The following is a 22,634-nucleotide window of genomic DNA, read 5'->3' as shown; positions in this document are numbered from 1 at the left end:
GCCCTCGACATTGTGCGACATTATAACGCATAGAGTTGCAGCCAGTGCAGCTTTAGGATAGGCGAGAATTCGATGAACGACACCTTGAAGCGTAGAGATTTTCTAGGCGCCGGAGCCGCCGTATTGGCCGCATCCGCACTGCCCTCGCGTAGCGCGCAGGGTCGAGCCAGGAAATACAGCAATGACTTCCTTTTCGGGGCCGCCACGGCGGGACACCAGATCGAAGGCAACAATACGAACTCCGACATTTGGTTTCTCGAAAACATCAAACCCACCCGTTTCGGTACTCGATCGGGCGATGCGTGCGACAGCTACCATCGGTATGAAGAAGACATCAGCCTGCTAAAGTCCTTCGGGCTGGACACCTACCGCTTCTCTGTGGAATGGTCCCGCATTGAGCCGTCGCCGGGCCAATTCTCGAATGCCGAACTGGACTACTACAAGCGCGTTATCGAAGCATGCGATAAGAACGGTGTCCGCCCCGTTGTCACGTTCAATCACTTTTCCTGCCCTCAATGGTTTTCCGCTTTGGGTGGCTGGACAAAGCCGCGATCCGTCGACCTTTTCGCGCGTTATTGTGACCGTGTTGCGCGGCAACTGGCCAGCGGCATGCACATGGCAACGACGCTTAATGAACCCCAACTGCGGCGCATTCAGCACTGGATAGCCGGCCTTAACTCGGCGGCCAGTCGCGCCACGCTCGATCGCCAGCGCGAAGCCGCGCGCACCGCAAGCGGTTCGCCCGAATACATGGCCTTCCATCTTGCGGATGACGATGCGGTACAGGCCAATCTCATCAATGCCCACAAGCAAGGTTATGCTGCAATCAAGGCCGTTGCCCCCACCCTCCCGGTTGGCGTCTCTCTCGCCGTGGTCGATTATCAGGGCATCGGCGATGGAAGTCGGGTCAACGAGATTCGCGAATACGTTGATGGCGCATGGCTCCGGGCCGCGGCCGAAACCTGTGATTTCGTGGGCGTTCAGAACTACGGTCGCGACCTCGTCGGTCCAAAAGGCTTAATTCCCGCGCCTGCCTCGGCGGAGCGGAATATGCTAACGCTTGAATATTACCCCGCCGCCCTGGGAAATACGGTTCGTTACGTATTCGAGGCCACACGCAAGCCAGTGCTGGTCTCAGAAAACGGGATCGCGACCAGCGATGATGGTCAGCGAATCCGCTACATCGACGACGCGCTCGCAGGCCTACGGTCTGCAATGGATGAAGGCGTCCCTGTGCTTGGCTACATTCACTGGACACTGCTCGACAACTTTGAATGGTCGCTTGGCTACTGGCCGAAGTTCGGACTGGTTGCCGTCGATTTGAAGACCTTCGCGCGCACACCTAAGCCCAGTGCATATCATCTGGGACGACGCGCAAGAGCGTGGAAATAATCGCAGAAGTGAAACGAGGTAGTAGACCGACCACCGCCATCTGACAGTGGAAGCCCGGAATTGGCCGTCAAAATTGCCTATTATCCATGCACGCCGGTATCGGTTGATCACCAAACCAAGCCCGATAGCACCGCCATTCGGTTGAACGGGCGGAACATCGTCGCCAAATGCGCGCATTGGCGCCCGAAGATGGCGGCAGCGGGCTCGTGGAGCTCGAGGGAATGGCAACACCTGCACTAGGTTCCGAACAATGTCATCGGAACCTATGTAGCCTGCTCAAGCCGTAAGAATGCACTTTTCATGCCTCGATCGCAATGCGTCGCATGACGATGCCGCCCCGCCAATTTCGTCACCAAAATTGACGCTGAGCAGTCGCTCAGTTTCGCTGGACACGATGTGCGTCATTCTATAGCACAAGAGACAGTCTGAGGCACCAAGCACTCAGGCGTTACAGGGGAGGATTCATGATTGCATCTCGTGCTTTCGTGATTGGGGGAACGAGCCTGATCGTCCTGGCCAATTCGGTATCCGCTTACGCACAAGACAAACCCACCGAACCGTCAAGCGAACTCCGCGCAGAAGACGTGATCATCGTCGAAGCGAGACGTCGCGACGAGAACCTTCAAGACGTTCCACTGGTCGTAAATGCCGTGACGTCCGATCAGATCGACAAGCTGAACATTCGTGATTTTCGCGACATTACAGGGGTGGTGCCTGGCCTTTCCCTTACTCCGAACGCGAATGGAATCGGATCGAGCTCGTCGATGCGCGGCGTCAATCATGACGTCAACGTCAGCGGCAACAACGGCACGATTCAGTATTACTACAACGACGCGCCTGTAGCATCGAACCTTGTACTTCAAGCCATGTACGACATCGGCCAGATCGAGGTTCTGCGCGGTCCTCAGGGGACACTGCGAGGAAAAGCAACGCCATCCGGCTCGATCACAGTCGGTCTACGAAAGCCCGACCTCTCCCAGCCCGGAGCCAATGTCAGCGTTTCTGCGGGGTCTGCTTCCGCAAAGAACGTCCAGGCAGCGATAAACGTGCCGATCATTGCCGACAAACTCGGTGTTCGCATAGCCGGCCTTTACGACTACAATCGCGGAAACCGGGTCTACAGCCTTAACAACGACACCGATCCGATGCGTCGGACGCGCTCCATTCGTGCAAGCGCTCGAGCCGAGCCGACCGACTTCCTCAAATTCGACTTCGTGTATCAGGCGCTGCAGGCCAATGCCGTGCAATTTGACCAGATGGAATCGACCGATCTCTTCGATCCCTCGTCGGTCCCGTCGTCCAACGCGCAGGACTATGGTTCTATCACGCTGAAAGACCGCGCTTCAGTCATGGCCTATCCGCGCAATCTCTCCCAGAACTTCAAGTTCTACGGGTGGGATGCGCAAGCGGATCTCTTGGGGCAGAGCCTGATTTACGTTGGATCGCACCAGACAACGACGTTCCACGCGCTGACGCCGCAGGATACGACGAACTTCTTTCCCAGCCTTGCGCCGACACAGCGGACCACCACACGCAGCGATGGGACGACCCACGAAATCCGCCTGCAGAACCAGGAGCGCATCGCGGGCATTTTTGACTATGTCGTAGGATTTTTCCGAAGCGAAGGCTCCTCGAACACCGTCAACTACAGCCCGACTATCCTGCGCTATTTCGGCAGAATTCCGCCATCCACCACTTTCCCGCTACCGATTGCGCCGAGTATCAACAACACGGCGATCTATCTTCCGCCCGCAGGAGAAACGGAGAGTTCGTTCTTCGGAAACGTGACCGTGCACCTCGGTGAAGCCACGGAAGTAGCCGGAGGCCTGCGCCGCATTAAGTACGTCAACGATGCATCGGGCCTCTATATCGGTTGCACTCCCGAGACATTCGCGACCGGAACTTGCGTCCAGACGCCGGGGACCGAAAACGATGCGCGCGTCCATAAGACCATTTACAACGCGACGGTTCGGCATCGGTTCAACGACAGCCTGATGGTCTATGCCGCCACCGGATCATCATGGCGCCCACCAGTTCGTGCAATTGGTGACTTCTCTGTCGCCTATTCTCCAAACGAGATCGAGCATACGGCATTTGGATCGGAAACGTCCAAGTCGTACGAACTCGGATTCAAATCCGACTGGTTCGATCACAGCCTCGTCTTCAACGTGACCGGCTACCACCAGAAATTCAAGAATTACCCCTACCGCGCCGGGACGGGCATCTATTACATCAATGTGGATTCGACGGGCGCCCTCACCCGAGGGCAATTCAATTTCATCAGCGCAGTTCCGGTCAATGTGAACGGTGTCGAAGCCGAACTGTCATACAGGCCGTCCAGCCGCTTCAACCTTTCGACGACGCTCAACTATTCGAAGAGCAAAATCGGCAATGCCATGGTCGCCTGCACCGACGCCCTCAACAATGCGACCGGCGCAGTGGGATCGGACGGCATCCCGGATGTCGTCGTCCCGACCCTTGCGCAAATGCAGGCGGCATATGGCGCCGAACATCTTGCCGTGTGCCCCTCATCGCGAGGATCGGCAACGTTCCTTCCGCCATGGAGCGGTTCCCTCCAGGCAGAGTACACCATGCCGGTTGACCGCCGCGCGGACGGCTACTTGCGTGGTCTGCTCGCCTGGCGCGGAAAATCCCAGAATGATCCCGACAATCCTTTCGACAACGTCGGGGCTTACGGGCTGCTCAACCTCTTCGTCGGTGTGCGCGATCCAGGAGGAGCCTGGGAACTCTCCTTCTACGGAAAGAACATCACCGACATCACCAAACTTCTTTCGCGCGACAGCAGTCCGATCAGCACCGGTACCGTCGACATCCTGCTCGGCGCCCCGACATTCAGAACGCCGGTGGGAACAGCATCATCGACGTTCACCAGCCGATACACGAATGTGACCACCACCCCTGCCCGCGAATTCGGCGTGAATTTTCGCGTAGCTTTCGGCTCGAGGTGATTGGGCCGCGCCCGGGCGTCCCCACTACTGCCGGATTCTCGGGCGCGCCGCTCAATCGTTCCGCAAACCAGCCAATGAGAACCTTATGCAGATCGACAGACGAAGACTGATTTCGGGCCTGGCGCTTTCAGCATGTGCAGCAGGGCTCCCCAAGACGCTCTATGCCAGGACGAACGCCATGTTTTTCGATCGCAGCGGACCGCCGATCGGCATTCAGCTCTACTCGCTTGGCCCTGAAGCCGGCAAAGACCTCGACGCCACATTCGCGCAAATCGCCGAGATCGGATACCGCGAAATCGAACTCCCAGGCCTGTACGGCAAGACACCGGCCGCCATCAGGCAAGCAGCGCAGCGTGCCGGCCTCTCGGTAAGCAGTGTGCACCTGCCTCTCGTACCCTCAGGAGGCTCGGGATTGTCCTTGGGGAGCGATCCACAGCGCATTGCCGAGGATCTCGGTGCCATAGGAGCCCGTTGGGCAATTGCTCCTCTGCTCATGCTTCCTCAAGGGTTCAGGCCGCAACCCGGCGAGACGATGGAAAATGCGATCTCCCGCTCGGTGGTTGAAGGCGGCGCCGATGTCTGGAAAAAAACCGCCGCAGCCCTCAACGAGAAGGCCGCCGCTCTCAAGGCCACCGGAATTCAGGTCGCCTATCACAATCACAACCTCGAATTCGCTCCGATCGGGGATACCAACGGCTGGGAAATTCTCTGGCGTGAAACCCAGCCCGGCCTTGTACACTTCGAAGTCGACGTGGGCTGGGTCGCAGCGGCCGGCCTTGATCCCGTGCGGTTCCTTAATTCGGCAGCCGGTCGGGTGAGACTGATCCATCTCAAGGATGTCGCAGCCGACAATGTACCTGGCTATCGCATAACCATGAAGCCTGCGAACCTGGGCACGGGAAAGCTCGATTTTCCCGGCATTCTCGCAGCTGCACGCAAGGTGGGATGCCAACACTTCCTGTTTGAGCAGGAACCACCCTTCGCAATTCCCCGCATCGAGGCCGCACGAATTGCCTTCGCGTTTCTGAAGGGAGTGCGAGCATGAGGACAGGACGCTCTGGAGAACAGACATCGTTCCTTCTCGCAGCTTCGGAAAACCGGGCTCTCCACCTCCGCATCTTTGCTGCAGTTCTGGTCGGCGTCGCAGCACTCTCTCCGCTATCGGCGGCGCCCGTGGACGCGGTACGAATGCGGGTAGCTGGGTTTCGAGACCTAGGTGCATCCTTCAAGTCGCTCAACGACGCGCTGCGTCGAGGTGATGCCAACCCGGCCGCCATGGCGCAGGCCACACGGCGCATCCGGGAACTATCGCGCGCGCAATACGCATGGTTTCCGAAAGGCTCTGGCCCTGCCTCGGGCACCAAGACAGCGGCAAGGCCGGAGATCTGGACGGATCCTGCGAAATTCAAAAGCGCGCAGGATGCATTCGCTGCCCAGGCGCTGGCTTTGGACACCGCCGCGAGCTCCGCAGACAAGACGAACATTCAATCGCAAGCACGGCGGCTCGGCGCGACCTGCAAGGCCTGCCATGACAGTTTCCGCAATGAGGACTGAAGTCGACATCGCTGACCATTTGAACCCGCAACAACGAACCTGAGGCCCCTACCATGACGATGAGCACCAGAAGAGGCTTCGTCGGTCTGATGTCCGCCTTTGCCTGCACGTCCCTTGCCAGCAGAGGGTTGGCTCAAGCACCGGCCGTATGTTCCGATCCAGCGACACTCCCTTTGTCGCAGCGCAGCCGTCGCCGCGCGCTGGGCTACACCTCTCCGTCCAATGATCCCCAAAAGCACTGTAGTCTATGCGCCTTCTTTACCGCTGGCGCAGGCGCGTGCGGAACCTGTCAAATGCTTTCAGGTGGGGCCGTGGAAGCGACTGCGGTCTGTACATCGTTCACGAAGAAGAGCTGAGGTCCAATGAAGGCGACCGTTCGGGTTTGGGACTTCCCTACTCGCCTTGGACACTGGTCTATGGTCTGCCTGTTCGCGCTTTCCTGGTGGAGCGCGGAAAGGCGGATGATGGATTGGCACTACAGCTTCGGAGTGGGATGGGTCGCTCTTGTCAGCTTCCGACTGATCTGGGGCATCATCGGACCCAGCACCTCCCGTTTCGGCAATTTCGTTCGCGGCCCGAAAACCATCCTTGCCTATCTGCGCGGGCGAAACCATGCGCCGATCGGGCACAATCCGGCCGGAGCATACAGCGTGATCACCATGCTCCTCGCACTCGTCGTACAGATCGGCAGCGGCCTGTTCTCAACTGACACCGATGGACTGGAATCCGGCCCCCTCTCGTTCCTCATTTCATTCGATGCAGCGCGGCTCGCCGCCAGGATCCACGCATGGAGCTTCAATGTCCTGATCGGGCTGATCATGCTGCACATCGCCGCGATCGTCGCCTACCGGGTTCTTGGTGGCCGCAACCTGGTTGCCCCGATGATTTCGGGACGTACACACCCATCTCCTGGTCGCGGCGACGAGATGCTCCCTGCCGGCCTGCCGAAACTGGCACTGGCGACGCTGATCGCCGGGACGCTGGCATGGGAAATCGGACGAGGATTCGGCCTCTAGCGTCCGGGAATATTGGCCGCGAAGCCTTCGGCTGGCCTTCTGTCGGCAGGGAGGTTAACAATCGCCCGCGATGACATCGAACAGAAGAATTGGGACCGAGAGCTCCGACACGCGCCGCCAGTTGCTCATTGCAGCCGGCGAACTCATGCGCGAGGAAGGGTACGCGGAAGTAACCTCGCGCAAATTGGCGCAGCGCGCGGGACTGAAGCCACAGCTCGTCCATTACTATTTTCGTACGATGGGTGAGCTCTTCGAAGCCCTGTTCAAATTCTCGACCGAGCGATATCTCGCCCAGCTCGATCGCATTGCAACGGGTAAGGATCCTCTGGCCCGCCTGTTCGAACTGAACAGCGATCCAACTGGAGCCACAATGCAGCTCGAATTCCTCGCTCTGGCAAACCACCGCAAGGAAATGCATGAGCTGATCGCCGAATTCGGACAGGAACTTAACAACCGGGTTGCCGCCATCGTTCGCGCAGAGATGGCCGATCATGGCTTGCCCTTCCCACAGGTTTCCCCGGAGGAAATTGCAGCAATTCTCGAGGCTGTCGCCCGTGGACTAGCTTTCTCCGGGCGCTTCAACGAGGATCGCTTTGCAAGCACACGCAAAGCCATATCGACATGGCTCGAAACGATTGCGTCGAGCCGACGCACATAAGGTTTTCGCGACCCGCTTGAGATCCTAGGTCCTTCCTCAGGGCTTCTTGGGCGCCCTGTAGAGGTCGTGGCACTGTTTGCACGGCAAGGCATCGATCATCAACGCAGTCACGCCAGCCATGTCTCCGGTTTCTCCGGCTTTGGCCATGGCTTCGCTATTGCGCGCGAAATCCTCCATGCGCTTCATGAAGTCTGCATTGTTCGACCAGACTTCCGGCTTGCTGCGGCCACCTGGAACTTTCTCGCGAAAGCTGCCGAGCGAATCCCTCGCCCCATCGGCGAGCGCGCGGGTCACTTGAGGCAACTGACTTCGCGGCTGGGTTCCAGCGACAATGCTCCCCAGCGTTTCGCTGTCTTTTGCCAGTTTCTGCATGACCTGCTGCCGTTCGAAAATGATCGCCTGGGCGTCGTCGCCGGTGACAGCTGGAGTCTGGGTATCGGCCGGAGCGAAAGGCCCGCCTGCCGCTCCCTGAGCGCCCACAGCTCCCGCCAGAATTGATCCGAGCATAAGCGATGCTGCCGCGAGCAAGGCTCCGCGCGATAACGTTGGCTGCAATTTCATCCTCTTGCCCCTCCTGCAACGGGACGCATTCACCGCGCCCCTCGTGATCGCTTGACGATACCGCAATCGACGCGCTAAGCAACTGCTCAGCATTTGCAGGCACGGCATTGACTGCGCGTGTCGAAATGCTGCGCGAGCCGGCGCAACGACCGGACGTGAAATGGGAGGCCCGGCTTGAAATCAGGTCACGAAAACGGTTCCGTCAAAGGAACTCAGCGCCGACGGAATTCTCGGAAACGCCGAATGATAACCAGTTCGGCCTGGGTGACAGCGATAGCTGCAGGAGCGATCGGCACGGCCGGTCTTATGTCCGCTGAAAGAGTGACGGCACAGGCCGAAGCCGAAACGGAGGCAAGTGGAACTCAGCCCGGCTTCCGCCGCCTGAGCGAGGCTCAGTACATCCGCGCCATTGATCAGGCATTCGGCCCTGGCATCAAGGTGCCGGGCCGTTTCGAGCCGCCGCTGCGCGAAGCGGGCCTGCTCGCCGTTGGCGCCGGGCATGTTGCCGTCTCTCCATCCGGCGTGGAACAATACGAATTGAGGGCCCGGGAGATTGCCGCCCAGGTTCTTGCACCAGACCGGCACGAAACCCGTATTCCTTGCGACACCGCGGCGGCTTCCACTTTCGATCGAAACTGCGCCGCGCGCTTCTTCGCCGATTATGGACGCCAACTCTATCGCCGCCCGCTCGAAGATGGCGAAATGAACTCGTTGCTCGCACTCGCCGCCGAAGCAACCCGGATCGGCGGCAGTTTTCGTAAAGGCCTTGAAATCGGGCTGGCACGAATACTGATCTCGCCCAACTTCGTTTTCCGGGTTGAAAGAGCTCTTCCCGATCCGCGGCGGGCTGGTGCAATGCGCCTCGACGACTATTCGCTCGCTACCAGGGTGAGCTTTCTCCTGTGGGATGCCCCGCCCGACGATGCATTGCTGGATGCGGCCGGTCGCGGCGACCTCTCCAACCCCGAATTGCTCGAAAAGCAGGTCGATCGCCTGCTCGCCTCGCCACGGTTTGAAGAGGGCGTTCGCGCCTTCTTCTCCGACATGCTGGGATACGATCAGTTCCAGGGCCTTGCCAAGGACCAGGCCCTTTATCCCAAGTTCAATTCGGACCTCGCGGGCGATGCACGCGAGCAGACGCTGCGTACGATCGTACAACTCCTGATCTTGGATGACGGTGACTACCGGGATCTTTTCACGACCCGCAAGACCTTCATGAACCGCTCGCTTGGAGCGCTCTACAAGGTTCCGGTCAATGTCCAGGCTGTGGGAGGCTGGGCGCCCTACACCTTCCCCGAAACGAGCCATCGCGGCGGAATATTGAGCCTGGCCGGATTTCTCATGCTCGACCCGACCCATGAAGGCCGCAGTTCGCCCACCATTCGCGGCAAATCGATCCGTGAGCAACTGCTGTGCCAGCCGGTTCCCCAGCCGCCGCCTAATGTGGACTTCGCGATCGTCCAGGATGTGTCGAACCCGCTGTACAAAACGGCTCGCCAGCGCCTGACGGTGCACCAGGAAAATCCGGCCTGCGCAGGCTGCCATGCCCTGACCGATCCGATCGGGCTGTCGATCGAAAACTACGATGCCATCGGAAATTTCCGCAGTCACGAAAACGAGGCCCCGATCGATGCCAGCGGCACATTCGACGGGAAACCCTACGTGGGATTGGCGGGCCTTTCGCAAGCGTTGCATGACAGTCCCGACATTCCAAGCTGTCTTGTTCAGCGCGTCTACGAATACGGGGTCGGGCGCGAAGCAGCGCCGCAGGACGCATCCTGGCTGGAACAGGCAGCCACTCGCTTCAGCGCAGACCGGTACCGCCTTCCCGGCCTGATGCGTCGGATAGCGACAAGTTCGGCCCTTTCCGCAGCGAGGACCGACGCATCAGCCCCCAGCAAGGTAGCTGCACGATAGTCTGATCAAGGAAGAGGACAAACGCGATGACCGACTGGAACAGACGCACGGTCTTGAGGGGCATCCTGCGCGGCTCGGCCGTTGCTATCGGATTGCCGCTTCTGGATATTTTCCTCGACAGCAAGGGCGAGGCCCTCGCCACTGGCGCCCCGATACCGGTGCGTTTCGGGACCTGGTTCTGGGGATGCGGCGTCAACACCGCCCGGTGGTTCCCGGACAAGCTGGGCCATGGCTACGATCTCAAAGCGGAGCTCAAGCCGATTGAACCCTTTCGCGACAAGGTGAGCGTCTTCTCCAAGTTCAACTGCGTATTGGATGGAAAGCCCAACCTAGTTCACTGGTCGGGTGTCATGGGCACGCTTTCCGGCTGTGCACCGCTGAAGGGCGGCGTGTCGGGCGGGACGGCAGAGCTGCCCACTCTGGATTGCCTCGTCGCTGACCATATCGGGAAATCAACCCGGTTCCGCTCACTCGAGCTCGCATGTACCGGTCAGTCGAGTGTCAGCTACAGCATGCGCGCCGGCTCCACGGTAAACCCGAGCGAAGTCGATCCCGTCCAGTTCTATCGGCGGCTGTTCGGCCCGGAGTTCCAAGATCCCAACAAGGCAGAATTCCGGCCCGATCCCGAAATCATGCTGCGACAGAGTGTTCTGAGTTCAGTGAAGGAGGAGCGGGATGACCTCGTCAGGACGCTTGGAAGTTCTGACCGGCAGCGGGTGGACCAGTACTTCACTTCCGTGCGGCAGGTCGAGCAGCAGCTTGGACAACTCCTGCAAAAGCCGCTGCCGGCCGAAGCCTGCGTCGTGGCGGCAGAGCCCGCCAAGGGCGAGTTGGGCCCGACCTGGGATATGGCCACGCGCAGCCACGATCTGCTGGGCCAGCTTCTGGTCATGGCGCTCGCCTGCAACCAGACACGCGTTTTCAGCATGGCCCTGTCAAACGCTGGCTCCAACCTGCGCAAGGCGGGGGAGCCGGTATCCTTCCATGAACTGACCCATGAGGAGCCGGTCGACGAGAAACTCGGCTATCAGCCGCAGGCAACGTTTTTCATCGAGCGCAGCATGGACGTCTTGGCAAGCATGCTGAAAATGATGGACGGGGTGAAGGAGGGTGATGGCACCCTGCTGGACCATAGCCTGGTGCTGGCAACCTCGGAAAGCAACTTCGCGAAAATCCACTCGGTCGACAATCTTCCAATCCTCGTTGCGGGCAAGGCTGGCGGGAAGTGGAAGTCGGGCCAGCACATCAACGGAAACGGCGACCCGAGCTCGCGTGTGGGCCTCACCATTCAGCAGGTCCTGGGGATGCCGGTAACAAGTTGGGGAGACGGCGCCATGCACACCGCGACACCGATCTCGGAGGTAATGGTATGAGCATGAAGCCGATCCTTTCAGCAGCCATCGTCGTGCTGTGCGGTGCGGCGACAAGCCCCATCACCTCAAGTTCCCCAGCAGCGTCCCCCAAACCGCCGATTTCCTCCGATGCCGGGGAAGTTTCTGGAATCATGGTGGGGCCTGCCCTTTATGTCTCCGATCCAGCCGCTTCGGCCCGGTTTTATACCGAGGGCCTGGGCATGAAAGTTCGCCTGCGGTTCGGCCCCCCGGATCGCCCTGACCAACTTGTCGGTTACGGAAATGGACCTGCGCAGCCCTCGATAATGCTGCTGAGCGAGAAGGCCGGGGCAGCCGCGCGGATCGAGCATGGTCATGGCTTCGATCGTATCGCCTTCCAGATTTCGGGCCTGGAACCGCTGGAGAAACGATTGAGGGCAGCGGGCTATCAGCCCGGACCGATCGAAAAGGCCCATGGGACGATGCAAGTGATGATGGTCACCGACCCTGACGGATACCGCCTGGAACTGGTTGATCCTGCCCCGCACCCGGTATCGCCGAACAATGCGAACTCCGCGCGAAAAGAGGAGCGCTGAGCATGGGCGCGATTTCGGAGTTGGGCGGTTTCGTTCGCAGCAGAGCGTGGGCCAACGCTCTGCGCAGGCCACGCATCTATGCTGGCCTCCTCCTGGCCGGAGCTTCGCTTGGCGTTTCGCAGCCTGCCGCCGCCTACTACATCGGCCCCAGCTACCTGAAGATACCGGGTATCAAGGGCTATGCAAAATCCAGCGCCCACAAGGGCTGGATCCGGGCTGAGGCAAACTACTGGAGCGATCGGCCTGCCTTGCGCGAAATCCGGGGGATCAGCGGCAAGGAGAGCGGTCTCAAGTTCTCGGGACCAATGACGCCGGCCACCGGGCCATCGTCACTTTCGCTCGCGATCGACAAAGGCAACCCAGCCCTGCCCGGACTGATGGCGCTTTGTCATTCGAATGCCCCGATCAGGGAACTCGCATTTGCCGAGTCTTCCGAAATGGAGCGCCATCCGCAGGAGCATGGCCCCCGCCCCGGCGACGTACCGGAATTCTACGAATACACTTTGCGCGACGTAAGGCTGACCTGCCCCGTCGTCGACGGCGCACCCGAACAGGCCTTCGGACTTCATTTCCAATCAATCGAGTGGCTCAACTACAAGCCGCAACCGGCTCCACGCCCCTTGACCACGCTTCCTGCAAACCTCCCCGCTGCGCCGCGCGGCGGCCATAGCCGTGCATTCGTCATCTCATGGTTCGCGCCGATTGCGGACGCCAATGACCGTCAGTGCCCGCAGATGAACCGCAAGCCCACCCAGGACGAATACTATGCTTTGATGCCGCCGGCACGCGCAGCGCAGCAACGTGCTGCCCTATCTGGCAAGGGCGGCGCCAACACCACGGTTCTCCCCTTCAGGGGACCCGACGAGATGAATGTGACGATGCTCCCTGGAATAGTGGCCGACCCGGGCTTCATCACGCCAGCAGCCGACATCGTCAGGGGGTTCGATCTCGATGGAAACGACGGATCCGGCTCTCCTCCTTCGCGCACCCGCGCTCACCAGAACTTCACGTCGCCCGACGGCCGGAAGGGCATCGATAATCAGCTTTTCGTCGTTCAGGGCTGTATCGAGGGCTGGCGGCGAAACGGCTTTCTTCCCATGATTGGTAATGAACTGCGCCGCGCCGGCGGGCTCTCGATCCTCGTGGAAGTCAGCGGCATAGACGACGAGCAAAACGACAATGATGTGGCGGTGACCATCCTCTACAGCGCCGATCCCATGCGCCGCGATGGCACTTCGAAAACCGTCCTTCCCGACTACACATTCCGTGCCAACGACGACCCGGAGTTCACGCAGGATTTCGCACGGTTGAAGGCTCGGATTGTAAACGGCGTGGTGATCACGGACCGGCTGGACAAAATCGTCATGCACGAGGGACCCGCAACCACATGGACGCTGGCCGATGCTCGCATGCGCATCGAATTCCAGCCGGACGGAGGCATGAAGGCCACGCTGGGTGGCTACCGTGACTGGCGCGAATACCTCGCGGCCGCTTTCTTCCGCTCCTCCGACTACGAAAACACCATCGGGTTCAATTCCCCCGGCATGTACAACGCAGTCCGGCGCGCCGCGGATGGCCTCAGGGATCCTCAGACCGGCGAGTTCGACGGAATATCGGCTGCTTACGAAATGGAGGGCGTAAACGCCTATCTTCCACCCGAGCAAGAGGCACGGCTGGCCGCAGGTGGACGATTTACGAAAGATGCCGGACACCTTGCCTCGGCCCAATGAGGGCGGTCCTTGATCAGTCACGCCGCGTCGCTGGCTCGAATACCAAGGACTGCAAAACGTCCGCTATTGATGAATGCGAATGGTCCTGTGCCTGGCCAAGCCACCAGGCAAGGACATCGAAGACACCATGTGCGAGGAATGTCGTCGCCATTGCCCGCGGCAGATCGCAGCTGAATGCTCTGGCCTCGATGTCCATTGCAGCAATCGATCGGCAGAATTCACTCCGCAGGGAAGTTGCCGCCCCTCCGGTGAGCAGCAAGTTCCAAATCTCCCTCTTCTCGTCGACAAGTGCACAGAGCTCCAGCAAAGGCCCGGTTCTGTCGTCCTCTGCGATGGCCAGGCGGACATGGTCGAGCACGAGCCCTATCTCAACGTCTGCAATCTCGGAGAGCAAGGCCTCTTTGGACGAGAACTGGCGGTAAAATACAGGGACCGTCACCCGGGCTTTGCGAGCGATACCCAGTATCGAGATATGCTCCATCGGGTTCGATTTCAGGAGCTCGAGAAAGGCATCGCGCAGTGCGTGGTATGACTTCGCGACGCGCAGATCCTCAGAGCGGCTCTTTTGCACATTGCGCTGCGCCCTGGTCGCAGGCTTCCGAGAACCATCGAAGCAGCCGGTTGCCCTGATGTGCCCGTCCGAACTTGCGCGAGCCTTCACGGTACAATTGCTACCCCGTCTCCTCCTTTGCCGACTTCAAATCGCCGCAAGACCTTGCCGTTGTCCAGTTGCACCTCGGCCACGGTGTTACGGCCCGTTTCCGCCACGAGGACACGATCGTCGGAATCAGCGAAAATCGCCGTTACCTGGATGGCATCCGTTGCGCCGCTTACCGGTATTGTCCGCAAGAGTTGCCGCTGGGTAACCGAGTAGAGGCTGATCGTGCCCGCTCCGATGTTGGAACTGATCGCCATCTTGCCATTGCGGCTCATCGCGACGCGGATGGGAACCGGATCTGAAGGCAGAACAGCGACCGTCTTGCCACTTGCAAGATCCACCACGCGCACATGGGGTGCCGAATTGTCGCCAACCCACAGTTCCTTCCCATCACGGGTCAATGCAAGCCCTTCCGGATTGCCGCCCACCTGAATGTCCGAGAGCTTCTTCATCGCTCGAAGGTCAACAACACTTACCGTACCAGCAGCGACATTAGACACATAAGCGGTACGATAATCGGGGGACAGAACCACCATGTGCGAGCCGGCCTGATCGAGCGCCACCGGCTGAACGGTACCTTTGTCGACATTGACGACAACAAGGCTTCGTGACTTCTCAGCCGCTAGCAGGAGAACTTGATCCGACACCCAGGCAATCCCGTGCGGCGCCTTACCCGGCGAGATATCGATTGTCTTGATGCGTTTTGCGGTTCGCGTATCGAACAGGTCGACTGTCGATCCCCCATAGGCCGCTATTGCTGCAAGTTTGCCGTTGGGAGATACACTTACCTCGTGCGGGGAAGGGCCAGTCGCCTGCCGGGACCATTCCTTTCCCGTCTCCATTTCGATGAAGCTCGCTGTATTCTCCCCCTTGTTGGCGACAATCATCGTACGGGCGAAACCCGTCACGCTACCGGCTGCGAACGGCAAGACAAATGCAACGGCCAACAGGCGCGGTAAACATCCCAAGTTTCATCTCCGAAAGGAGGCCCCGCTCCCCTCGAGGATCGGGGCCATTGAGCATCACTTTTGGGCGGGAACCTTTGCAAGCTCTGCATCAATCTTCGCGAGGACTTCGTCCGTAACCGAATCGGAAGAGTACGACTGGATCTGTTTGAGGGTCATTCCCCGCGCCATCTCGATCTGCGGATTGCTGACGAGATCGGGGAGGTATTTTGTGAGAATGGCCTTGGTAGCAGCATTATCGAGCAAGCTGCCGATCGAGCTCGTCGAAGTGGAGTACGCTGCAGCCGGTGCCGAGGCGGTTGCCGGCTCAGCGGCGCTGACCGAAAACGGCGCGGCAACGCCGGCTGCGAAAGTTCCGACGATCAAAATCTGACGAAGCATAAATGCAATCCTCTCTTCGATGATATCGGCCTGACCTCTTGCGATCAGCCCGTTGGCCGTTCCCTTGGCCTTGAGGTTTGACCGGTACCCGCTTGCGCTGACCGGCGCTTTTGCGTCACACACGATAGGATGTCCGAGAACACTAAGCCGAATCGCACGATGGGCGATACAGTATCGCATAAAGCCGAAACTTTGGCATCATCTAGATCGACCGATGCTCGCGCTTTGCGCTCGGGCCGAGCACTGCAGGACGCCTTGCTGGAGCTGCTGCAACGCAAGCCCTTCGATCAGATCACCGTGCGCGACATCTGCTCACAAGCCAAGATTCACTACGCCACCTTCTTCCGCCATCACGAAACCAAAGAATCGCTGCTCAACGCCGTCGCGAAGGGCGAAATCGCACACCTCAACAAGTTGACGCTGTCGATCCGCGATGCGGAAAGCTACGAAGCGGGCTTCGAGGCGCTGTGCGCCTATGTCGCCGAACATCGTGTACTCTGGTCCATCCTCCTCAATGGCGGAGCGGGCGGCGCCATGCGCGAGGAATGGCTTCGGGTCTCCATGGTCGTTGCCAGAGAAGAGCGGCCGATCAATGCATGGCTTCCTACTGAGCTAGGAACGATCTGCGCGGCCTCCCTCATTGCAGAAACTCTTGCCTGGTGGGTCGGCCAACCGGAGGAAGCCTACAGCGTACCTGAAATCGCCAGCATCCTTTATCGCCTCCTGTCCACCTCCATCATGGCGCCGGACTGATCTTTTCGCCCGACAAAACCCGCAGCAATGCCGACATAGAGTTTTGATCAGGCCTGCGAGTAACGAGACGTGCGACAAACTACCGTTTGCCACCGTTCCGATCGCGTCTCGTCCAGGTCAGCTGGATCGGTCTGGACGAGGGTCAGCAACCGCTCAATCGGCCTGAGAACCCGCGTCACGGCATCACCTTGATCCGTGCAGACAGCCTGATCGATGAACGGGATCATGTATTGTGCTGCGAAAATCATGCTGAGGATGGTGAAAGCGGCAAATTTGGGAGCTCCCAGGTCGCCATTTCCATAACGCTCGGCGTCTTCAATCATGGGTAAAATGGAATCGAAAAACGGGCTCCAGACCTTTCCCAGAATATAGTCCTGTCGTTCACCGGGTTGAGACATTTCGCCTACAAAGAGCGGCGACAGTTCCGGTATCTCGATACTGAGCAAGACGAAATGGCGCAGCGCGGCGCTCGCTCTGGCTGGAAACGGCTCCTGCGATGCGTACGACGCTTTGATTGCGCAGCAAGCCTGATCGACTCTCTCTCCCAGGGTGTCGACGATCGACTTCCACAGCCCCAGTTTTGAACCATAGCGATAGAGTATCAACGTCGGCGCGATTTCAACCGATGCCGCAAGTTCGCGCAGTCCAACGCTCTCAAACCCACGACGAGAAAAGGCTGTCAATGCACACCGTTCCAACTGCTTCAGATCCGGTCCCTGCCCCTTCCATGGGCCTGAACGCCCGCGTCGGGCGACGCCCGAGAGATTCTGTCCAGTTTCCATCGCGGCTACATCCGCCACAAGCTTGTATGCCCGGCCTTCATCGACCGGCAACAATACATAGCAATCCCGAGCCGGAAGGACTGCGGTTGGGAGAAACCACAGCCCTTCCGTTCGGATTTCCTCACCGCGAGCCGAACGCTGCGCGGAAAGTCACGCCGAATTCACGCGGAGCGGTGACCGACACACCCGCATAGCGGCTGCTGTAGACTGTCGATCCGATGCCCGAGACGCTGTAGGTCGGCGGCCTGAGGTAGACATCGGTGACCGACGTGAACTGGGCCAGGTCATCCTGGCTGATCAGCTTCGTCGTATCGAAGATGTTCTTGGCGTAGACCGACACTTCCCAAGCCCCGTCCTGTGATCGCAGCCCGCCGAACAGGTTGAGTATGCCGTAAGCCTTGACGTCGTCGTAGGGATTGTTCGGATCGGTCTTGGACTTGCCCTTCCAACTGAACAGTCCGCGTACGTACCCATCCATCTTGTTGCCGACCGGCAAGGTGTACTCGGCCCTGAGCACACCTGACCACTCGGGCTGGAAGGTCGCCGATTGCCCGCCTCCCGGACACTGCGCTACGCGTTCACCGCCGTAGGCCTGCTGCATCTGTGCAAGCGTGGGTGTGATGGTATCGGGAATGCCATCCGAACCCACGGCTCCGGTCTGATTGTTGAGCGCATCCGTACAGGCCAGCAGGGCATTACCGATGCGGCTACGAGCGAAATTGACCGTTGCACCCAAGTTCCACCGCGACGTTGGCGTAAAGGCGAGTTCAGCCTCGACGCCGTTGACCTTGATCGGCACCGCGCTCACGAAATTGAAATTACCGATGGTCGGCGCACCTGCCGAGTTGATATTGATATAGGCAATGCCGGCACCGCCAGCCCGATACGGATAATTTTTGTAGTCCTGGTGATAGGCGGTGAGGTTGAACTGCAGCCGGCGGTCCAGCCAATCCGACTTCAGACCGATCTCATAGGACTTCGAGCTCTCCGAGGGCAGCGAGATATGCGCGACTTCGTTCGGCGTATAGTCAGCATGCGTAAAGTCGCCGATGGCAACGACTGGAGGACGCCACGAGCTGCCGGTCGACGCATAGACCATCAGCCCTGGCGTAAAGCGATGCTTGATGCTCGCACTGTAGATCGTCGTGTTTTCGTTGACATCCGACTGCGTGCCGTTCTGCCGCGTGCACTGACCAGCCGCATACATATCAGGCGTACAACTGATGAATAGCCCATCACGATTGTCCGTGAAGTGGATACGACGCAATCCACCTGAAAGCTCGGTGGACTCCGCAAGATGGAACGTCAGGTTGCCGAAGAACGAATCTTCCGTAGGAGTGCCTTTGGCGATGTAGATCGGCGTATCGGTGACGCTCGGTGCGGCGATAGGAATGCCGAGGCCTGCAAGGCGAAGCTGCGTAATGCTGAGGTCATGGAGATTGGTCTGCGAAGGAACCGAATAGCGGAAATATCCAACCACGTAGTCGAACATCCCGGCAACCCGATCGAGGTTTTGCAAGCGCACTTCATGGCTGCTTGTCGTCCCCTTCGTATCTGCGATCTGTGCGATTTCGAGATCCGGGAAGAAATTCGCCAGATCGCGTACACCGTCGCTGTGGTACTTTTGCGACGTCGCCGAACCTACGTAAATGAGGCGCTGCCCCAGGAAGTCGACTTCGGCATTCCAGTTGTAGAACTGGAATTTCTGCTGGGTCGTGCTTGGACGCGACTGAACCGACAACCGGTCGCTCAGACCGATATTCCCATAATCAGGCGCATTCGCGCTCGGAACATAGTCGGGGTCGTATTCGCTGACGGAGCGGACCCGGTCAAAGCGCGTCCCGTCATTCTGCATGCCTTCGTAAAGGAAGCCGAGACGAAGCCACTGTGTCGGCTCGAAGCGGACCGCTGCTCGGATGGCATTGGTCTCGTTGCGCGGTTTCTCGTCACTGTTGACGCTGGTAACACGGTTGCCGCGGTCAAAGCTGTGAATGCCCGCCACGCGAATGCCCAGCACATCCGAGATGATCGGAATGTTCAGCGCGCCGTTGAAATTGGTCGCAGCCGCCGAACCCAAAGTGCCGGCAAGATAGCCTCCCGCTTCGACAAGGTCCGGCTCCCGCGTCGTCACCGTGATCGAGCCCGAAGGTGTCGAACGACCGCGCAATGTGCCCTGAGGACCGCGCAGCACTTCGATCTGACCCACGTCGTACATCGTCTGCATGACGAAGTTTGAAGGAACCGGTGCATCGTTGCGGTAGTACTGGATCGTACCGTTTTCAGCGCTCACGTTGACGTCGTGATTGACGCCGCGGATCGAGGACGAAGTGCCGATGCCGTTCGCATTCGGCGTCATTTGAAGACCCGGCACGACCGAACTGATTTCGGTGAAATTGCGGATATTCAGTTTTGAGATCGTGTCAGAGGTAACCGCGTTCACGACCAGTGGAACGTCCTGGAGACTTTCATCACGGCGCCGGGCCTGAACGATGATTTCGTTCGTGACCGCTGCGTCCGCAGAATCTGCTGGTGTCGCCGGTTCCGCCTGTTGTGCGAGAGCAGGCGTGGTCATCGCCAGCGTGCTCGCTCCCAAAAGTATGAACGCGTTCTTTCTACGCATCGAATCCTCTTCCCTCATGCTTATTCTGTGAGAGGATTTGTGCGCCACACTATCGCAATGGTCAATCCATTTACTCTAACTGGACTGTCCATTCGCCCGGGCGATTACGGGCTCTGGCTTTTAGGATGGGCTGGCACACACGCGTCGATAGTGTGCCAGCCTGACCCTCAAATTGCCGGCCTCAAACGACCGGATTCAGTCTGCCGGCAATACGGCCAGATCCCGATCGACAGCATCGAGGGCTTCGTTCGTAAACTGGCCAGGCGCGAACTTCTGGATAGCGCGCAGGGTCATCGACTTGGCCATGCCAATACGCTTGTCGCTCGTGATGCCGGGGAAGTGCTGATCGAGCACGGCTTTGGCGCCCGGGTTCCCCAGGAGCACCGCAAGCTTGGTCCCCGCGGTCGAATATCCGGAAGCCGAGGCCGAAACCGGCGCTGCGGGAACTTCCGGCGATGGCGAAACCGCCGCCGACTTCTGGATCACCGAAGAGCCACTTGGCGACAGATCGATACCCGCGGCCGGCGTCAACTTGAGGTGAAGTTCCGCCAGACCGCGAATGATGAAGCTCGGCTCGAAATTGAGCTTGCGTGCGCCGCGCGGTCCATGAATTTCGGCATCAAGATCGATATCGGATGTGTACTTGAGCAGCTTTTCAAGAATGACCCGAACTTCCACGCGGGCAAGCGGTGCGCCCGCACAGGTGTGCGCGCTGCGTCCAAAGGCCACGTGTTCGCGGATTTTGGGACGATCCAGCTTGAATGCCTGCGGGTCTTCCCAGCGCGCCGGATCGCGGTTGGCCGCGGCAATCGACAGCATGATCTTCGTGCCCGCCGGCACCGGAATATCGCCGATTTTGGTGTCCCGCCGCGCCAGGCGAGCCGTCTGCTTGGTCGAGCCTTCGAGCCGCAGAACCTCTTCGATCAGCGCGGGAATAAGCTTGGGATCGGCGCGAAGCTTGTCCTGCAAACCCGGCTGATCGACAATGTAGCGCATGGCGTTGCCGAGAAGCTTCGCGCTGGTGTCCTGGCCTGCGCCAAACATGAACATGCCAAGCTTGACGATCGCCATTTCGTCCGGAAGCGTTCCGTCGGGATAGAGAGCATTCGCCAGTTCAGAAAGGATGTCCTCCCGCGGATTGGCACGGCGATCGGCTACATATTGGGCGAAGTAGCCGCCCATGATCATGAATGGGTGATCTTCGGCATTGAGATCCAGTTCGCCATCCAGATTGCCGGGGGGCGGTGCGTCCTGGATGATGTCCATGAACTTCTGGCGATCTTCGGCAGGAATGCCAAGGAGGTCTGCAATGACGAGCGTGACGAAAGGTGTCGCGATCGTCCTGACCAGTTCGACACTGCCATTCGCCACCGCTTCGCGCACCAACTCATCCGAAAAGGCCTGGATGAATTCCTCATTCGCCTTGAGGCGCGACGGCGTGAACAGCCGGTTGACAAGTGACCGCAATTGGAGATGCGGATTATCGTCCAGGTTGACCAGCAAGTCTCCGCCGTGGAATTCGTCACGGTGAGCTTCGATCTGCTGGGTGATGTCGGAACCGTGCGGGGTAAACGGAAGCGGAGCCGATGCGCCCTGAAGCCCGATAATCGCCGAGAAGTCTTCCGAGTTCCGCATGATTTCCAGGGTTTCCTCAAACCCCATGACCATCAGATAGTCCTTGCCCTTGGGCTGATAGACCGTGCCCTTGCCCCTCACCGCCTCGAAATAGGCGTAAGGATCGACGAGGATTTCATGGTCGGTGAAGTAATCCCGATCAGCCAGTTCAGTCATTGTTCCCACTCCTGCTCCCTGCCCCCGCCCTTGGCGGACGAAGGGATATTCGTTTCTCAGTCTTCCGGTGCGATCCTCACCCGCAGCCCGTCGAGGGCATCGGTAATCTGCAGCTGACACGATAGGCGCGACTGGCTGCCGCGATGGCTAGACGAGTCCAGAAGGTCGTTCTCGTCCTCGCTCATGCCCGCGAGCGCATGGGCAGGGCCGCCCTCGACGTGCACATGACAAGTCGCGCAAGAACAGCACCCTCCGCACAGCGCCAGCAACTCATCAAAGCCAGCGTCGCGAATGACTTCCATAACGGTTTGCCCGATGCGCGCGTCCAAAACTCTTTCCTGCCCGGACGTGCCTACCACGGTAATCGATGCCATTTTTCAGCCCTCTTTCAGCTTTCGGCCTATGTGCGTTTTTGTCCGCGAACTGCGCCAAGCATGCTTACCGCCGGTTCGGTAAGCGACAGGCCACAAGGCCGCATCGTTTTATGCGATATAATGTCGCATACGTTCATCTGCCTGCAGGCGTCAACCCAGAAGAGAGCTCGTAGGAATCTGGCCGGTATGACGTGCCAATTTGCAACCGACGCGAAACGCTTCGGCACAACCGTATTCGAATGCGATTATTTGCTTGGAACTGCGTTGGGAAACAGCCGCAGACGCCGCTGGTCCTGGCACGGTACCGCGGTGCGGCGCTCCGGCCTCATGAAGTTCGGGTGTCGCTTTTGATCGCTACAGCGTTTTTGGTAATCGGTAATGGGCCTGACCAAGACATTCGAACTATACCAAAATCCCTATCGCAGGACCGGCCTTCATACAGTTTCGCCAAATTGGTCAGACCGACTTGACACTACCGATCCGCGATTATAGGCGACATAATGTCGCACAAAGAGGCGATACACGGAGAGATGTCTGAGGCCCTTCGCGACAAGTGCCTCGACTGATGCGAACGTCGGGCGAAAGC

Annotated in this window: 20 protein-coding genes; 12 read left to right on the top strand and 8 right to left on the bottom strand. The window is 59.2% G+C overall.

All coding sequences use genetic code 11. The annotated features are described in order from the left end of the window. The first annotated feature begins 72 nt into the window (after window positions 1–72). From WBP06_RS20565 to WBP06_RS20535, 7 genes are all read left to right on the top strand, one after another. Window positions 73–1,392, top strand: a complete 1,320-nt coding sequence (locus WBP06_RS20565; RefSeq protein WP_395336755.1) for a glycoside hydrolase family 1 protein — start codon at window positions 73–75, stop codon at window positions 1,390–1,392. 464 nt (window positions 1,393–1,856) lie between these two features. Further along, a complete protein-coding gene (locus WBP06_RS20560; protein WP_395336753.1) occupies window positions 1,857–4,361 on the top strand; it encodes a TonB-dependent receptor in 2,505 nt (834 codons plus the stop codon). An 85-nt stretch (window positions 4,362–4,446) separates the two neighbouring features. Further along, window positions 4,447–5,406, top strand: a complete 960-nt coding sequence (locus WBP06_RS20555) for a sugar phosphate isomerase/epimerase family protein (protein WP_395336750.1) — start codon at window positions 4,447–4,449, stop codon at window positions 5,404–5,406. After that, entirely contained in the window at window positions 5,403–5,915 is a 513-nt protein-coding gene (locus WBP06_RS20550; protein ID WP_395336748.1) for a c-type cytochrome, read from the top strand. Before WBP06_RS20555 ends, WBP06_RS20550 begins: the two co-directional genes overlap by 4 nt. Window positions 5,916–5,968: 53 nt before the next feature. Further along, on the top strand, window positions 5,969–6,271 hold the full coding sequence (locus WBP06_RS20545; RefSeq protein WP_395336746.1) for a high-potential iron-sulfur protein: 303 nt from the start codon (window positions 5,969–5,971) through the stop codon (window positions 6,269–6,271). Window positions 6,272–6,277: 6 nt separating this feature from the next. Next, entirely contained in the window at window positions 6,278–6,931 is a 654-nt protein-coding gene (locus tag WBP06_RS20540) for a cytochrome b/b6 domain-containing protein (protein ID WP_395336744.1), read from the top strand. Between the two features lie 70 nt (window positions 6,932–7,001). Then, entirely contained in the window at window positions 7,002–7,589 is a 588-nt protein-coding gene (locus tag WBP06_RS20535; protein WP_395336742.1) for a TetR/AcrR family transcriptional regulator, read from the top strand. A gap of 36 nt (window positions 7,590–7,625) precedes the next feature. Here the strand turns inward: WBP06_RS20535 and WBP06_RS20530 are convergent, their stop codons facing one another. Further along, window positions 7,626–8,150, bottom strand: a complete 525-nt coding sequence (locus WBP06_RS20530) for a c-type cytochrome (protein WP_395336740.1) — start codon at window positions 8,148–8,150, stop codon at window positions 7,626–7,628. A gap of 243 nt (window positions 8,151–8,393) precedes the next feature. On the opposite strand from WBP06_RS20530, the gene WBP06_RS20525 reads away from it, so the two are divergent. The 4 genes from WBP06_RS20525 to WBP06_RS20510 are packed head-to-tail and all read left to right on the top strand — an operon-like array spanning window position 8,394 to window position 13,724. Continuing rightward, the gene (locus WBP06_RS20525; protein WP_395336738.1) at window positions 8,394–10,067 is read left to right on the top strand and encodes a DUF1592 domain-containing protein; all 1,674 of its coding nucleotides are present in this window, start codon (window positions 8,394–8,396) and stop codon (window positions 10,065–10,067) included. A 26-nt stretch (window positions 10,068–10,093) separates the two neighbouring features. Next, window positions 10,094–11,440: a DUF1552 domain-containing protein gene (locus tag WBP06_RS20520; protein WP_395336736.1), complete on the top strand. Its 1,347-nt coding sequence runs from the start codon at window positions 10,094–10,096 to the stop codon at window positions 11,438–11,440. Further along, a complete protein-coding gene (locus WBP06_RS20515; RefSeq protein ID WP_395336734.1) occupies window positions 11,437–11,994 on the top strand; it encodes a VOC family protein in 558 nt (185 codons plus the stop codon). The genes WBP06_RS20520 and WBP06_RS20515 overlap by 4 nt, the downstream gene beginning before the upstream one ends. 2 nt (window positions 11,995–11,996) lie before the next feature. Continuing rightward, entirely contained in the window at window positions 11,997–13,724 is a 1,728-nt protein-coding gene (locus WBP06_RS20510) for a hypothetical protein (RefSeq protein ID WP_395336732.1), read from the top strand. Window positions 13,725–13,737: 13 nt separating this feature from the next. On the opposite strand, the gene WBP06_RS20505 is transcribed toward WBP06_RS20510, so the two are convergent. From WBP06_RS20505 to WBP06_RS20495, 3 genes are all read right to left on the bottom strand, one after another. Next, window positions 13,738–14,385: a TetR/AcrR family transcriptional regulator gene (locus tag WBP06_RS20505; protein WP_395336730.1), complete on the bottom strand. Its 648-nt coding sequence runs from the start codon at window positions 14,383–14,385 to the stop codon at window positions 13,738–13,740. Beyond that, complete coding sequence (locus tag WBP06_RS20500) at window positions 14,382–15,290, bottom strand: YncE family protein (protein ID WP_395336728.1); 909 nt, start codon at window positions 15,288–15,290, stop codon at window positions 14,382–14,384. Before WBP06_RS20500 ends, WBP06_RS20505 begins: the two co-directional genes overlap by 4 nt. Before the next feature lie 114 nt (window positions 15,291–15,404). Further along, window positions 15,405–15,851 (bottom strand): hypothetical protein, encoded by a 447-nt coding sequence (locus WBP06_RS20495; RefSeq protein ID WP_395336726.1) that lies wholly within the window; start codon window positions 15,849–15,851, stop codon window positions 15,405–15,407. Between the two features lie 6 nt (window positions 15,852–15,857). On the opposite strand from WBP06_RS20495, the gene WBP06_RS20490 reads away from it, so the two are divergent. Beyond that, complete coding sequence (locus WBP06_RS20490; protein WP_395336723.1) at window positions 15,858–16,481, top strand: TetR/AcrR family transcriptional regulator; 624 nt, start codon at window positions 15,858–15,860, stop codon at window positions 16,479–16,481. 47 nt (window positions 16,482–16,528) lie between these two features. On the opposite strand, the gene WBP06_RS20485 is transcribed toward WBP06_RS20490, so the two are convergent. The 4 genes from WBP06_RS20485 to WBP06_RS20470 form a co-directional block, all read right to left on the bottom strand. Next, window positions 16,529–17,317, bottom strand: a complete 789-nt coding sequence (locus WBP06_RS20485; RefSeq protein ID WP_395336721.1) for a TetR/AcrR family transcriptional regulator — start codon at window positions 17,315–17,317, stop codon at window positions 16,529–16,531. A gap of 67 nt (window positions 17,318–17,384) precedes the next feature. Beyond that, window positions 17,385–19,883: a TonB-dependent receptor gene (locus WBP06_RS20480; protein ID WP_395336719.1), complete on the bottom strand. Its 2,499-nt coding sequence runs from the start codon at window positions 19,881–19,883 to the stop codon at window positions 17,385–17,387. A gap of 195 nt (window positions 19,884–20,078) precedes the next feature. Next, entirely contained in the window at window positions 20,079–21,386 is a 1,308-nt protein-coding gene (locus tag WBP06_RS20475) for a cytochrome P450 (RefSeq protein WP_395336717.1), read from the bottom strand. A gap of 344 nt (window positions 21,387–21,730) precedes the next feature. Then, window positions 21,731–22,048 (bottom strand): 2Fe-2S iron-sulfur cluster-binding protein, encoded by a 318-nt coding sequence (locus WBP06_RS20470; protein WP_395336715.1) that lies wholly within the window; start codon window positions 22,046–22,048, stop codon window positions 21,731–21,733. Window positions 22,049–22,634: the final 586 nt, after the last annotated feature.

The organism is Novosphingobium mississippiense (assembly GCF_044029535.1).
Lineage (GTDB): Bacteria > Pseudomonadota > Alphaproteobacteria > Sphingomonadales > Sphingomonadaceae > Novosphingobium.
This window is presented reverse-complemented; position numbering and strand designations above follow the sequence as displayed.

Bases quoted from the DNA above. Each gene is read 5' to 3' on its own strand.
- WBP06_RS20565 (WP_395336755.1), top strand. From the start codon at position 73: ATGAACGACACCTTGAAGCGTAGAGATTTTCTAGGCGCCGGAGCCGCC.
- WBP06_RS20560 (WP_395336753.1), top strand. From the start codon at position 1,857: ATGATTGCATCTCGTGCTTTCGTGATTGGGGGAACGAGCCTGATCGTC.
- WBP06_RS20555 (WP_395336750.1), top strand. From the start codon at position 4,447: ATGCAGATCGACAGACGAAGACTGATTTCGGGCCTGGCGCTTTCAGCA.
- WBP06_RS20550 (WP_395336748.1), top strand. From the start codon at position 5,403: ATGAGGACAGGACGCTCTGGAGAACAGACATCGTTCCTTCTCGCAGCT.
- WBP06_RS20545 (WP_395336746.1), top strand. From the start codon at position 5,969: ATGACGATGAGCACCAGAAGAGGCTTCGTCGGTCTGATGTCCGCCTTT.
- WBP06_RS20540 (WP_395336744.1), top strand. From the start codon at position 6,278: ATGAAGGCGACCGTTCGGGTTTGGGACTTCCCTACTCGCCTTGGACAC.
- WBP06_RS20535 (WP_395336742.1), top strand. From the start codon at position 7,002: ATGACATCGAACAGAAGAATTGGGACCGAGAGCTCCGACACGCGCCGC.
- WBP06_RS20530 (WP_395336740.1), bottom strand. From the start codon at position 8,150: ATGAAATTGCAGCCAACGTTATCGCGCGGAGCCTTGCTCGCGGCAGCA.
- WBP06_RS20525 (WP_395336738.1), top strand. From the start codon at position 8,394: ATGATAACCAGTTCGGCCTGGGTGACAGCGATAGCTGCAGGAGCGATC.
- WBP06_RS20520 (WP_395336736.1), top strand. From the start codon at position 10,094: ATGACCGACTGGAACAGACGCACGGTCTTGAGGGGCATCCTGCGCGGC.
- WBP06_RS20515 (WP_395336734.1), top strand. From the start codon at position 11,437: ATGAGCATGAAGCCGATCCTTTCAGCAGCCATCGTCGTGCTGTGCGGT.
- WBP06_RS20510 (WP_395336732.1), top strand. From the start codon at position 11,997: ATGGGCGCGATTTCGGAGTTGGGCGGTTTCGTTCGCAGCAGAGCGTGG.
- WBP06_RS20490 (WP_395336723.1), top strand. From the start codon at position 15,858: ATGTCCGAGAACACTAAGCCGAATCGCACGATGGGCGATACAGTATCG.
- WBP06_RS20480 (WP_395336719.1), bottom strand. From the start codon at position 19,883: ATGCGTAGAAAGAACGCGTTCATACTTTTGGGAGCGAGCACGCTGGCG.
- WBP06_RS20470 (WP_395336715.1), bottom strand. From the start codon at position 22,048: ATGGCATCGATTACCGTGGTAGGCACGTCCGGGCAGGAAAGAGTTTTG.